This window comes from Variovorax restrictus, assembly GCF_051216715.1.
GTDB lineage: Bacteria > Pseudomonadota > Gammaproteobacteria > Burkholderiales > Burkholderiaceae_C > Variovorax.
On record NZ_JBPJZH010000002.1, the window covers coordinates 846,746 to 859,692 of the forward strand.

Annotated in this window: 10 protein-coding genes; 9 read left to right on the forward strand and 1 reads right to left on the reverse strand. The window is 65.4% G+C overall.

The features are described 5' to 3' along the window. Positions 1-118: 118 nt before the first annotated feature. The 7 genes from ACSFA0_RS18630 to ACSFA0_RS18660 all read left to right on the forward strand — a co-directional run bounded on the left by ACSFA0_RS18630 (position 119) and on the right by ACSFA0_RS18660 (position 8,563). The gene (locus tag ACSFA0_RS18630) at positions 119-1,762 is read left to right on the forward strand and encodes a 3-(methylthio)propionyl-CoA ligase (RefSeq protein WP_435451744.1); all 1,644 of its coding nucleotides are present in this window, start codon (positions 119-121) and stop codon (positions 1,760-1,762) included. A gap of 157 nt (positions 1,763-1,919) precedes the next feature. Beyond that, positions 1,920-3,149: a branched-chain amino acid ABC transporter substrate-binding protein gene (locus ACSFA0_RS18635; protein WP_435451745.1), complete on the forward strand. Its 1,230-nt coding sequence runs from the start codon at positions 1,920-1,922 to the stop codon at positions 3,147-3,149. Positions 3,150-3,349: 200 nt separating this feature from the next. Beyond that, on the forward strand, positions 3,350-4,579 hold the full coding sequence (locus ACSFA0_RS18640) for a branched-chain amino acid ABC transporter substrate-binding protein (protein ID WP_435451746.1): 1,230 nt from the start codon (positions 3,350-3,352) through the stop codon (positions 4,577-4,579). Positions 4,580-4,666: 87 nt separating this feature from the next. Then, positions 4,667-5,620, forward strand: a complete 954-nt coding sequence (locus tag ACSFA0_RS18645) for a branched-chain amino acid ABC transporter permease (protein ID WP_435451931.1) — start codon at positions 4,667-4,669, stop codon at positions 5,618-5,620. 153 nt (positions 5,621-5,773) lie between these two features. Next, the gene (locus ACSFA0_RS18650; RefSeq protein ID WP_435451747.1) at positions 5,774-7,096 is read left to right on the forward strand and encodes a branched-chain amino acid ABC transporter permease; all 1,323 of its coding nucleotides are present in this window, start codon (positions 5,774-5,776) and stop codon (positions 7,094-7,096) included. After that, entirely contained in the window at positions 7,093-7,860 is a 768-nt protein-coding gene (locus ACSFA0_RS18655) for an ABC transporter ATP-binding protein (protein ID WP_435451748.1), read from the forward strand. Before ACSFA0_RS18650 ends, ACSFA0_RS18655 begins: the two co-directional genes overlap by 4 nt. Position 7,861: 1 nt before the next feature. Further along, positions 7,862-8,563 (forward strand): ABC transporter ATP-binding protein, encoded by a 702-nt coding sequence (locus tag ACSFA0_RS18660; protein WP_435451749.1) that lies wholly within the window; start codon positions 7,862-7,864, stop codon positions 8,561-8,563. Between the two features lie 16 nt (positions 8,564-8,579). Here the strand turns inward: ACSFA0_RS18660 and ACSFA0_RS18665 are convergent, their stop codons facing one another. Then, complete coding sequence (locus ACSFA0_RS18665; protein ID WP_435451750.1) at positions 8,580-9,353, reverse strand: TSUP family transporter; 774 nt, start codon at positions 9,351-9,353, stop codon at positions 8,580-8,582. Between the two features lie 268 nt (positions 9,354-9,621). Here ACSFA0_RS18665 and ACSFA0_RS18670 point away from each other — a divergent pair, with 268 nt between their 5' ends. Together ACSFA0_RS18670 and ACSFA0_RS18675 are read left to right on the forward strand one after the other, a co-directional pair. Continuing rightward, positions 9,622-11,727, forward strand: a complete 2,106-nt coding sequence (locus ACSFA0_RS18670) for a 3-hydroxyacyl-CoA dehydrogenase NAD-binding domain-containing protein (protein ID WP_435451751.1) — start codon at positions 9,622-9,624, stop codon at positions 11,725-11,727. A gap of 40 nt (positions 11,728-11,767) precedes the next feature. After that, positions 11,768-12,943 carry an acetyl-CoA C-acyltransferase gene (locus ACSFA0_RS18675; protein ID WP_435451752.1) on the forward strand — a complete coding sequence of 392 codons (1,176 nt, stop codon included), beginning with the start codon at positions 11,768-11,770 and terminating at the stop codon, positions 12,941-12,943. Positions 12,944-12,947 lie beyond the last annotated feature (4 nt).

Sequence of the window (12,947 nt, forward strand, 5' to 3'; positions counted from 1 at the left end):
CCATGGAGGGTTGCTGCCCCCCGCGCGACAGCGCTACGGGCATTCCCGCATCGGGGCCATGCTGCGGTGCGCAATACTCGCCCATCTTTTTGCGCACAGTGATGAAGGAGCCGCACCGATGCTGGGTTTGATGCAAGACCAACCGCTACTGATCTCGTCCCTGATCGAGTTCGCCGAGCGCCACCACGGCGACGGCGAGATCGTGTCGCGACGGGTCGAAGGCGACATCCACCGCTACACCTGGGCCGACGTGGCGCGCCGCGCGCGCCAGGTGGCCAATGCGCTCGAAGGCGAGGACCTGCTCTTCAGCGACCGCGTCGCGACGCTGGCGTGGAACGGCTACCGGCACCTCGAGTTGTATTACGGCGTCTCGGGCTCGGGCCGGGTGCTGCACACGATCAACCCGCGCCTGCACCCGGACCAGATCGCGTGGATCGCCAACCATGCCGAAGACCAGATCCTGTGCTTCGACCTCAACTTCCTGCCGCTGGTGCAGGCCGTGCATGCGCGCTGCCCCACGGTCAAGCGCTGGATCGCGCTGTGCGACGCCGACAAATTGCCGGCCGACAGCGGAATCCCCGGTCTGATGAGCTACGAGGCCTGGATGGGCGACCGGTCCACCGATTTCGCGTGGCCACGCTTCGACGAGAACTCCGCGTCGAGCATGTGCTACACGAGCGGCACCACCGGCAATCCGAAGGCCGCGCTCTACAGCCACCGCTCGACCCTGTTGCACGCCTACGCGGCCGCGCTGCCCGACGTGATGGGCATCTCGGCGCGCGATTCGGTGTTGCCGGTCGTGCCCATGTTCCACGTCAACGCCTGGGGCATCCCGTACTCGGCCGCGCTCACAGGCTGCAAAGTCGTGTTCCCCGGTCCGGCGCTCGACGGCAAGTCGGTGTACGAACTGATCGAGGCCGAAGGCGTGACCTTCGCCGCCGGAGTGCCGACCGTCTGGCAGATGCTGCTGACCCACATGAAGCCCGGCGGCCTGCGCTTCTCGACGCTCAAGCGCACGGTGATCGGCGGCTCGGCCTGCCCGCCGGCCATGATCCATGCCTTCCAGCAGGACTATGGCGTGGACGTGCTCCACGCCTGGGGCATGACCGAGATGAGCCCGCTCGGCACGCTGTGCACCTTGAAGAACAAGCATCTCACGATGCCGGCCGACGCGCAGGACGTGATCCGCCAGAAGCAGGGTCGCGCCATCTTCGGCGTCGACATGAAGATCGTCGACGGCAACGGCGCGGAGCTGCCATGGGACGGCAAGGCCTACGGCGACCTGCTGGTCAAGGGGCCGTGGATCGTCAAGGAGTACTTCAAGGGCGAGGGCGGCGACCCGCTGGTGCCCGACGCCCAGGGCCATGGCTGGTTCCCGACCGGCGACGTCGCGACCATCGATGCCGACGGCTTCCTGCAGATCACCGACCGCAGCAAGGACGTGATCAAGTCCGGCGGCGAATGGATCAGCTCCATCGACATCGAGAACATCGCGGTCGCGCACCCAGCCGTGCTGATGGCGGCCTGCATCGGCGTGGCCCACCCGAAATGGGACGAGCGCCCGGTGGTGGCCGTGGTCAAGCGCCCGGGCGCCGAGGTCACGCGCGAGGAGCTGCTGAAGTTCTACGAGGGCAAGACGGCCAAGTGGCAGATCCCGGACGACGTGCTGTTCGTCGAGGCGATCCCGCTCGGCGCCACCGGCAAGATCCTGAAGACCAAGCTGCGCGAGCAGTTCAAGGACTACCGGCTGCCCGGCCTGTGAGCGTCGCTACCGCGGGGTAGATCGCGACTGCCTCGCACGCGACAGGTCAGGGCGCTGAGGCGCCGGTGTTGCGGGCATTCCCTGAGGGTCGTGCGTCTGAAGACTTGTACGCTGGGTCGCGCTCGACACACCGACCCATCGATCCAGGAGACATGCCATGCGATTCCCCGTGAAATTTCTCGTTGCCTCGCTCATCGCCGCCAGTGCTTCCGGCGCGTGGGCGCAAAAAGGCGAAACCGTGAAGATCGCCTGGCTCGATCCGCTGTCGGGCCTCATGGCCGCGGTGGGCACGAACCAGCTCAAGACCACGCAGTTCTTCGCCGAGGAGTTCAACCGCAAGAATCTCTCGGGCGTGAAGTTCGAGGTGATCGGCATCGACAACAAGCTGAGCCCTCAGGAAACCACGAGCGCGCTGCGCTCGGCGCAGGACCAGGGCGCGCGCTACGTCCTGCAGGGCAACGGCTCCGGCCCGGCGTTGGCGATCATCGATGCGATCGAGAAGAACAACGCGCGCAACCCGGGCAAGGAGATGCTGTACATGAACTACGCGGCGGTCGACCCCGACCTGACCAACAGCAAGTGCAGCTACTGGCATTTCCGGCTCGATGCCGACACCTCGATGAAGATGGAAGCGCTCACCACCTTCATGAAGGACCGGCCCGAGATCAAGAAGGTCTACATCCTCGGTCAGAACTACGCCCATGGCGTTCAGGTGTCGAAGTACGCCAAGGAAGACCTCAAGGCCAAGCGCCCCGACATTCAGATCGTCGGCGACGACCTGCACCCGCTGGCCCAGGTGCGCGACTTCTCGCCTTACATCGCGAAGATCAAGCAGTCGGGCGCCGACACCGTGATCACCGGCAACTGGGGCTCCGACCTGTCGCTGCTGCTGAAGGCTGCCAACGACGCCGGGCTCGACGTGCGCTTCCTGACCTACTACGCCTATGGTGCCGGCGCGCCCACCGCGATGGGCAGCGCGTCGGACGGCAAGGTGTACGCGATCGGCTACGGCCACTACAACATGGGCGGCGAGATCCAGAAAAGCATCGACGGCTTCAAGAAAAAGATGAACGACGACCTGACGCAGGCTTCGATCTATCACGCCTTCGCGCTGCTTGACAACGCCTTCGCCCAGACCAAATCGACCGACCCGGTGAAGGTGGCTGCAGCGCTCGAAGGCATGAAGATCAAGAGCTTCAACGGCGAGGTCGAGATGCGCAAGGCCGACCACCAACTGCAGCAGGGACTGTTCATCACGCGCTGGGAAAAGAAGAGCGCGAAGTACCCCTATGACGGCGAGAACACCGGCTACACGCTGGCGCCGGTGAAGTACTTCGAGCCCTACGTGGCCAGCACGCCGACCTCCTGCCAGATGAAGCGGCCCTGACCGCCGCATGCCGCCGAGCGCCACGTCGGGGCGCGATGGCTGTCTTGCTACCGCAGGGTAGTTTTCTGGGGTGCGGCGTGTCGCGCCGGCGATAGAAAAGGTCGCTTGCAAGCACCGTGTTGCGGGCAATCCCTGAGGGGTGCGCCTGCAAACGCTTGTAATCTCGGTCGCGGTCGGACCACCGATTCAGGAGACACACCATGAGATTCCCCGTGAAGTTCCTCGTCGCCTCGCTCCTCGCCGCCAATGCGGTCGGCGCCTGGGCGCAAAAAGGCGAAACCGTGAAGATCGCCTGGCTCGACCCGCTGTCGGGTCTCATGGCCGCGGTGGGCACCAACCAGCTCAAGACCTTCCAGTTCCTGGCGGAGGAATTCAACAAGAAGAATGCCGCCGACGTGAAATTCGAGATCATCGGCATCGACAACAAGCTGAGCCCGCAGGAAACCACCAGCGCGCTGCGCTCGGCCATGGACCAAGGCGCGCGTTACGTGGTGCAGGGCAACGGCTCTGGCCCGGCGCTGGCCATCATCGATGCGCTCGAGAAGCACAATGCCCGCAACCCGGGCAAGGAAGTGCTCTACATCAACTACGCGGCGGTCGACCCCGACCTGACCAACAGCAAGTGCAGCTACTGGCATTTCCGGCTCGACGCCGACACGTCGATGAAGATGGAGGCGCTGACGACCTTCATGAAGGAGCAGGCCGACATCAAGAAGGTGTACCTGATCAACCAGAACTACTCGCACGGCCAGCAGGTGTCGAAGTTCGCCAAGGAGAACCTCAAGACCAAGCGGCCCGACGTGGAGATCGTGGGCGACGACCTGCACCCGCTGGCCCAGGTGCGCGACTTCGCGCCCTATATCGCGAAGATCAAGCAGTCGGGCGCCGACACGGTGATCACCGGCAACTGGGGTTCCGACCTGGCGCTGCTCATCAAGGCGTCGAACGATTCGGGCCTGAACGTCAAGTTCTACACCTACTACGCGGTGACCACCGGCACGCCGACCGCCATGGGCGCGGCGTCGGACGGCAAGGTCTACCAGGTGGGTTACAGCCACTACAACGCACCGGGCGTGATGGTGCCGCTGATGACCGAGTACAAGAAGCGCTTCAACGACGACATGTACACGACCAACATCTACACGGTGTACGCGATGCTCAGCGAGGCGTTCGTGCGCACCAAGTCGACCGAGCCGCTGAAGGTGGCTGCGGCGATGGAGGGCATGAAGTTCAAGAGCTTCAACGGCGACGTCGAGATGCGCAAGGCCGACCACCAGCTGCAACAGGGTCTGTACATCACGCGCTGGCAGAAGACCGACGCGAAGAACCCCTACAGTCCGGAGAACACCGGCTACACGCTGGCGCCGGTCAAGTACTACGAGGCCTACGTCGCCAGCACGCCGACGACCTGCCAGATGAAGCGTCCCTGACGCGCAAGTGCGCAGGAGCGCGAAGGCCCGCCATCGCGACGCGGGCTTTTTTGTTTTCAACCCCGCGCAGGGAACGATCGAGCATCTATCAACGTGGAATTCTTCGTCATCTCGCTGCTCAACGGCGTCAGCTACGGGCTGCTGCTGTTCATGCTCAGCTCAGGCCTCACGCTGATCTTCAGCATGATGGGTGTGCTGAATTTCGCGCACACCAGCTTCTACATGCTGGGGGCGTACCTCGCATTCACCATTTCCGGTCTGGTCGGCTTCTGGCCTGCGCTGGTGCTCGCCCCGCTGGCGGTCTTCGTGATGGGGGCGGCCTTCGAGCGCTACAGCCTGCGGCGGGTGCACAAGTTCGGCCACGTGCCGGAACTGCTCGTCACCTTCGGGCTGTCGTACCTGATCCTGGAAGTCGTGCAGCTGCTGTGGGGCCGCTCGACGGTGCCCTACGGGCTGCCGACGCAGCTGCAGGGGCCGCTCTTCACCCTCTACGGCACACAGTTCCCCAAGTCGCGCTCCTTCATCATGGCCGTCGCGCTGGTGATGCTGCTCGCCGTGTGGCTGCTGCTCACGCGCACGCGCATCGGTCTCGTGATCCAGGCGGCGCTCAAGCACCCCGAGATGGTCGAAGCGCTGGGCCACAACGTGCCGCGCGTCTTCATGCTGGTGTTCGGCGGCGGTGCTGCGTTGGCCGGGCTGGCCGGTGTGATCGGCGGCAACACCTACATCACCGAGCCCGCCATGGCGGCGTCGGTCGGCTCGATCATCTTCGTGGTGGTGGTGGTGGGCGGCATGGGCTCGCTCGCTGGTGCCTTTCTGGCGTCGCTGCTCATCGGCATCATCCAGACCTTCGCCGTGGCCATGGACTATTCGCTGGCGACGGCGCTTCAGGGCCTGGGTGTGGCCGTCACCGACCAGACCTTCGGCTACGAGCTGATGAAGCTCACCGTCTCGCAGGTGGCGCCCATCCTGCCGTACCTGTTCCTCGTGCTGATCCTCATCTTCCGCCCCAAGGGCCTATTGGGCACCCGTGAAGACTAAGGATGAAGCACCACCCCCGAAGCGCCTGCGGCGCCTCCCCCTCGAGGGGGCGATACCAGCGGCCCGGCAAAGCCGGTTCCGCGGTATCCCTGGTCTTTGGCCGCGCCAGGTTTATGTGTTGTGTGCCACGCGATGGCGTGGTGGAAAACTGAGATGAATGCTCTTGCACCTGCGTCGACGCCGACACGCTACTACCGCTTCGCGCCCTGGAACATCGGCCGCTGGCTGATCTGGTCGCTGTTCGCTGTCGCGCTCATCGTGGCGCCGATGCTGTTCCGCAGCAGCCTGGCGCTGACCATGCTCTCGCAGATCGGCTACCTCATCATCATCTGCCTGAGCTACAACATGCTGCTGGGGCAGGGCGGCATGCTCAGTTTCGGGCATGCGGTCTACACCGGGCTGGGCTCCTTCATCGCCATCCACGCGATGAACCTCGCGGCAAAGGGCAGCCTGCCGATGCCACTGGTGCTGATCCCGCTGGTCGGCGGGCTGGGCGGCATGTTCTTCGCCATCCTCTTCGGCTATGTGACGACCAAGAAGGCGGGGACGACCTTTGCCATGATCACGCTGGGCATCGGCGAGCTGGTGGCGTCGATGGCGTTGATGTTCCCGACCTTCTTCGGCGGGGAGGGCGGCATCACCACCAACCGCGTTTACGGCGCGCCGTTCCTGGGCCTGACCTTCGGCCCGCAGATCCAGGTGTACTACCTGATCGCCGCGTACTGCTTCGTCTGCACCGCGCTCATGTACGCCTTCACCGGCACGCCGCTCGGCCGCATCCTGAACGCGGTGCGCGACAACCCCGAGCGGGTGGAATTCATCGGCTACAACACGCAGCGCGTGCGCTACACCGCCTTCATCATCGCGGGCTTCTTCGCGGGCGTCGGCGGCGGGCTGGCGTCGATCAACTTCGAGATCGTGAACGCGGCCGACAGCCTGAACGGCATCCGCTCGGGCGGCTACCTGCTCTTCACTTTCCTGGGCGGCGCGACTTTCTTCTTCGGCCCCATCATCGGTGCGGTGCTGCTGGTGTTCGCGTCGATCCTGCTGTCGGAGCTCAGCAAGGCCTGGCTGCTGTACCTGGGCCTGGTCTTCCTCTTCATGGTGATGTTCGCGCCGGGCGGCGTGGCCAGCCTGATCATGATGAACCTGCGGGTCGCGAAGTTCGGCAAGTTCAAGCCCTTCTGGTCGCTGTACGCGGGCTTGATCGCCACGGGCGCATTGCTGGTCGCAGGCGTGGCCGGCGTGGTCGAGATGATCTATCACATGCAGCTCAATGCCGCGCTCGGGCCGACGCTGCAGTTCTTCGGGTTGACGCTCGACACGTCGAGCCCGACGAGCTGGATGATCTCCATCGGGCTGATGGTGGTCGGCGGTGGCCTGCTCGAGGTCGTGCGTCGCCGCTTCGTGCGCGCCTGGGGGCATGCGCAGGAAGAGATCGAGCGCGAGATCAAGCGCCGGGAGCTCGTGGCATGACCTATGCACTCGAACTCAAGGACCTGCGCAAGAACTTCGGCAAGACCGAGATCATCCGCGGCGCCAATCTGGCGGTGAAGGCGGGCGAGCGCATCGCCATCATCGGGCCGAACGGTGCCGGCAAGTCGACGCTGTTCAACCTCATGAGCGGGCGGCTCGCGCCGACCAGCGGCGAGGTGCTGCTCAACGGCAAGTCGGTGAACGGGCTTCGGCCGTACGAGATCAACCGACTGGGCCTGTCGCGCAGCTTCCAGATCACCAACATCTTTCCCAAGCTCAGCGTCTTCGAGAACCTGCGCTGCGGCGTGCTGTGGAGCCTGGGCTACCGCTACACCTTCCTGCGTTTCCTGTCGAAGCTGGACGACGCGAACGAGCGCACCGAACAGCTCATCCGCCAGGTCGGGTTGGAGCGCAAGCGCGACGTGCTGGCGGTGAACCTCACCTACGCCGAGCAGCGCGCGCTGGAGATCGGCGTGACCATCGCCGGCGGCGCGAGCGTCATCCTGCTCGACGAGCCGACCGCGGGCATGAGCAAGACCGAGACCGCGCACTTCATCGCGCTCATCAAGGAGGTCACGGTGGGCCGCACGCTGCTGACGGTGGAGCACGACATGGGCGTGGTGTTCGGCCTGGCCGACCGGATCGCGGTGGTGGTGTACGGCGAGGTGATCGCCTTCGACACGCCGGACGCGGTCCGCGCCAATCCGCGGGTGCAAGAGGCGTACCTCGGCTCCGCGGTCGCCGACGCTCAGGGAGGCCACTGACATGCTGAAACTTCAAGACCTGCACGCCTACTACGGCAAGAGCCATGTGCTGCATGGCGTGTCTTTCGAGGTGGGCGCGGGCGAGATCGTCGCGCTGCTCGGGCGCAACGGCTCGGGCCGCTCGACCACCGCCAAGGCCATCATGGGGCTGGTGCATGCCGAAGGCGCCCTGCACTGGAAGGGCCAGGACATCCTGCGCCGCAAGGCCTACGAGATTGCGCATCTGGGCATCGGCTATGTGCCGGAGAACCGCGAGATCTTCCCCAAGCTCACCGTGCATCAGAACCTGCTGCTCGGCCAGAAGGGCAAGGCCGCCGCGAAGAACAGTCGCTGGTCCTTCGACGACATGTACACCATGTTCCCGCGGCTCAAGGAGCGGCAGCACAACGAGGCCGGGGTACTGTCGGGCGGCGAGCAGCAGATGCTCACGCTGTGTCGCACGCTGATGGGCGATCCCGACCTGATCATCATCGACGAGCCGACCGAGGGCCTTGCACCGAAGATCGTCGAGCTGGTCGGCGAGTACCTCAAGCGGCTCAAGGACCGCGGCGTGTCGGTGCTGCTGATCGAGCAGAAGCTCACCATCGCGATGGCGATCTCCGACCGCGCGCTGGTCATGGGCCACGGCAGCATCGTCTTCGACGGCACGCCCGACAGCCTGCGTGCCGACGCGGCCACGCGCAAGGAATGGCTGGAGGTCTGACCTCCGCGCCGAATCGTCAGGCGATGGCGTGCCAGGCCGTGACGACCAGTGCGGCACCCGCCGCGGCCAGCAGTGCGGCGACCAGTCGCTTGAGCGTGGTGGGGCCCAGCCGGTTCGGCAGCCGGTGATGAAGCCGCGTCACCGCGTAGACGACCGGAACGGCGCACGCCGCCAGCCATGCCGACCGCCACGAAAACTGACCAGTGGGCACCACCACCGCGATGCGCACCAGGGAGTTGAACGCGAACATCAGCAACAGCCCCCGTCGCACGAGCTCACGATCGATCGGCTGACGGTAGAGGTGGTAGACGATCGGCGGCCCGGAGCTCGAGAACAACCCGCCGAGCACGCCCGACAACGCCCCGATCAGTGCGAAGCTCCTACCGCTCGACACCACCTGCCGCGGGTGGCCCTGCAGCACCAGCAGCAGGGCGCACAGCAGGATCGACACGCCCAGCAATCCGCGCAGCCATGCGACCGCGCCGCCGCTGAGCCAGGCCAGCAGCATCAGCCCCGACAGCACGCCGACGGTGCTGCCGTTGAGCGCCGGTTTCATCAGCTTCCACGGCACGGTGCCCGGCCGCGCACGGAAATAGGTCCATGCGTTGATCAGGGTCAGCACCATGGCGGCGTTCGCGGTCTCGCTCACACTCGCGATGTGGAAGAGCGACACCAGCCCGAGCAGGATCAGGCTGAAGGCGAAGCCGGTGAGGTTCTGTGCGTAGGTGGCGAGCGCGACGCAGGCCATGAAAGCCAGCAGCTGGCTGGCATCGACGGGGAAGGCAGGCATCTAGGGGTGGGCGGCGGTGGGGAGCATCGTCAGGGTCATCGGGGTCGATTGTCGTGCGTGTCGTCGCGCGGCTCTGCAGACCCGGCGCAGGCTTGTCCCTCCAGCGACTGGGCGACGTTGTCCGGTCGCCGGAAATGCCTAGAATTCCCGAAGAAAAATAGAACACTCGTTCTTTTCGGAGACAAGACGCAAGGCCTTCCTGCCGTGCCGCGCGTGTCGTGCTCCGCCGCTCTTCCTCTTCCCAACTTTTCACTCGAAGGAACGCAGCATGACGGCTGAATACAAAGTGCTCGGCGAGATCGCCGTGATCACGCTGGCCAACCCGCCGGTCAATGGCCTCGGCTACGCCACGCGGCTCGGCGTCACCGACGGGCTCGCCAAGGCGAACGCCGACGAGGCCGTCAAGGCGATCGTTCTCACCGGTGCAGGAAAGGCCTTCTCGGGCGGCGCCGACATCAAGGAATTCGGCACACCCAAGGCGTTGCAGGACCCGAACCTGCTGAGCGTCATCCTGGCGCTGGAAGCCTCGCCCAAGCCGATCGTCGCCGCCATCCATTCGGTGTGCATGGGCGGCGGGCTCGAGCTGGCCCTGGGCTGCCACTATCGCGTGGCCGCACCGGGCACCAGCGTCGCGCTGCCCGAGGTCAAGCTGGGCCTGTTGCCCGGCGCCGGTGGCACGCAGCGCCTGCCGCGCGTGCTGGGTGTGGAGACGGCGCTCAACATGATCGTCAGCGGCGAAGCGGTCAAGAGCGAGGTCCTCGCGTCGCTACCGGGCCAGAAGCTGTTCGACCACCTCGCGGCTTCTGCCGAGTCGTTGTTCGATGAAGCGATGATCTATGCCAAGTCGGTGACCGGCAAGACCGGCGACGCGCTGCCGCTGGTGCGCAACCTGCCCTGCAAGCACCCGCAGGGCGACGCCTACTTCCAGTTCGCGCGCAACATGGTCGGTGGCATGTCGAAGAACTACCCGGCACCGCTGAAGTGCGTCGATGCGGTCGAGGCCGCCACCAAGCTGAAGTTCGACGACGGCATGGCCGAGGAGCGCCGCCTGTTCACCGCGCTGATGTTCACCCCCGAATCGCTGGCGCTGCGTCACCTCTTCATGGCCGAACGGGCGGCCAGCAAGATCCCCGATGTGCCCGACGACACGCCCAAGCGCGACATCCAGTCGGTCGCGGTGATCGGCGCCGGCACCATGGGCGGTGGCATCGCGATGAACTTCCTGAACGCAGGCATCCCGGTGAAGATCCTCGAGATGAAGCAGGAGGCGCTCGACCGCGGCATCGCCACGATCAAGAAGAACTACGAGGCACAGGTCAAGAAGGGCAAGCTCAAGCAAGACAAGTACGAGCAGCGCATGGCCCTGCTCACGACCACGCTGAGCTATGCCGACCTAAAGGACGCCGACCTGATCATCGAGGCGGTGTTCGAAGAACTGGGCGTGAAGGAGCAGGTCTTCAAGCAGCTCGACGAAGTGGCCAAGACCGGCGCCATCCTGGCGTCGAACACCTCCACGCTCGACGTCGACAAGATCGCCGCCTTCACGAAGCGCCCGCAGGACGTGGTCGGTATGCACTTCTTCAGCCCGGCCAACGTGATGAAGCTGCTGGAAATGGTGCGCGGCGCCAAGACCGGCAAGGACGTGCTCGCCACCGTGATGGGCGTGGCCAAGAAGATCAAGAAGACGGCCGTGGTGTCGGGCGTGTGCGACGGCTTCATCGGCAACCGCATGATCGAGCAGTACAGCCGCCAGGCCGGCTTTCTGCTGGACGAAGGCGCGACGCCGCAGCAGGTCGACAAGGCCATGGAGAAGTTCGGCTTCGCGATGGGCCCGTTCCGCATGGGTGACCTGGCCGGCAACGACATCGGCTGGGCCATTCGCAAGCGCCGCGCCACCGAGCGCGCCGAGATGAAGTACAGCAAGACGGCCGACAAGCTGTGCGAGCTGGGCCGCTTCGGTCAGAAGACCGGTGCCGGCTGGTACGACTACCAGGCCGGCAAGCGCGACGCGATTCCGAGCCAAGTCGTGCTCGACCTGATCGAGCAGCACCGCAAGGACGAGGGCATCGTGCCGCGAAAGATCAGCGACGAGGAGATCGTGCAGCGGCTCGTCTACGCGCTGGTGAACGAAGGGGCGCACATCCTGGAAGACGGCATCGCCAGCAAGTCGGGCGATATCGACATGGTTTACCTCACGGGCTACGGCTTCCCGATCTGGCGCGGCGGCCCGATGCACTACGCCGGTCAGGTCGGCCTGTACAACGTGGCCGAAGCCATGAAGCGCTTCGCGAAGAACCCGCGCGACGACGGCAAGTTCTGGGAGCCCGCGCCGCTGATCCAGAAGCTGGTCGCCGAAGGCAAGCAGTTCAGCTGAGCCCGGCCGCATCGTCACTCTCATTCAGGACACCATCACCATGACTTCTGCCGTCATCGTCTCCACCGCCCGCACCCCGCTCGCCAAGAGCTGGAAGGGCGCCTTCAACATGACCCACGGTGCCACCCTCGGCGGCCACGCGGTGCAGCACGCCGTGCAGCGTGCCGGCATCGACGGCGCCGAGGTCGACGACGTGATCATGGGCTGTGCCACGCCGGAAGGTGCGACCGGCTCGAACATCGCGCGCCAGATCGCGCTGCGCGCCGGCCTGCCCATCACCACCTCGGGCATGACCATCAACCGCTTCTGCTCGTCGGGCCTGCAGACCATCGCGACCGCGGCGCAACGCATCATCGCGGGCGAGGGCGACGTGTATGTCGCCGGCGGCGTCGAGAGCATCTCGTGCGTGCAGAACGAGGCCAACCGCCACATGATCCACGACCCCTGGCTGGTCAAGCACAAGCCCGAGATCTACTGGAACATGCTGCAGACCGCCGAACAGGTGGCCAAGCGCTACCACATCGGCCGCGACGCGATGGACGAGTACGGCGCTTCGAGCCAGCAGAAGGCCACGGCCGCCCTCGAGGCCGGCCGGTTCAAGGATGAGATCGCACCGATCACCGTGCTGGCCGGCGTGGCCGACCCGGTGATGGGCCTGCGCACGAAGGAAGTCACCGTCGAGAACGACGAAGGCATCCGCGCCGGCACCACCAAGGAAGGCATCAGCGGCATCCGCCCGGCGATTCCGGGTGGGCTGATTTCGGCGGGCAACGCCAGCCAGTTCTCCGACGGTGGCGGCGCCTGCGTGCTGGTCGACGAGCGCTACGCCGAGCGCAAGGGCCTCAAGCCGATCGGCCGTTTCCTCGGCTTCGCGGTGGCGGGCTGCGAGCCCGACGAGATGGGCATCGGCCCGGTGTTCGCGATCCCGAAGGTGTTGAAGAAGCTCGGCCTGACGGTCGCCGACATCGATCTGTGGGAACTGAATGAGGCCTTCGCGGTGCAGGTGATCTACTGCCGCGACAAGCTGGGCATTCCGGGCGACCGATTGAACGTCGACGGCGGTGCCATCGCCGTGGGCCATCCCTACGGCGTGAGCGGCCAGCGCCTCACTGGCCATGCGCTCATCGAAGGCAAGCGCCGTGGCGCGAAGAAAGTCGTCGTCACGATGTGCATTGGCGGCGGCATGGGCGCGGCGGGTGTCTTTGAAATAATCTGACTCT

Bases quoted from the DNA above. Each gene is read 5' to 3' on its own strand.
- ACSFA0_RS18630 (WP_435451744.1), top strand. From the start codon at position 119: ATGCTGGGTTTGATGCAAGACCAACCGCTACTGATCTCGTCCCTGATC.
- ACSFA0_RS18635 (WP_435451745.1), top strand. From the start codon at position 1,920: ATGCGATTCCCCGTGAAATTTCTCGTTGCCTCGCTCATCGCCGCCAGT.
- ACSFA0_RS18640 (WP_435451746.1), top strand. From the start codon at position 3,350: ATGAGATTCCCCGTGAAGTTCCTCGTCGCCTCGCTCCTCGCCGCCAAT.
- ACSFA0_RS18650 (WP_435451747.1), top strand. From the start codon at position 5,774: ATGAATGCTCTTGCACCTGCGTCGACGCCGACACGCTACTACCGCTTC.
- ACSFA0_RS18655 (WP_435451748.1), top strand. From the start codon at position 7,093: ATGACCTATGCACTCGAACTCAAGGACCTGCGCAAGAACTTCGGCAAG.
- ACSFA0_RS18660 (WP_435451749.1), top strand. From the start codon at position 7,862: ATGCTGAAACTTCAAGACCTGCACGCCTACTACGGCAAGAGCCATGTG.
- ACSFA0_RS18665 (WP_435451750.1), bottom strand. From the start codon at position 9,353: ATGCCTGCCTTCCCCGTCGATGCCAGCCAGCTGCTGGCTTTCATGGCC.
- ACSFA0_RS18670 (WP_435451751.1), top strand. From the start codon at position 9,622: ATGACGGCTGAATACAAAGTGCTCGGCGAGATCGCCGTGATCACGCTG.
- ACSFA0_RS18675 (WP_435451752.1), top strand. From the start codon at position 11,768: ATGACTTCTGCCGTCATCGTCTCCACCGCCCGCACCCCGCTCGCCAAG.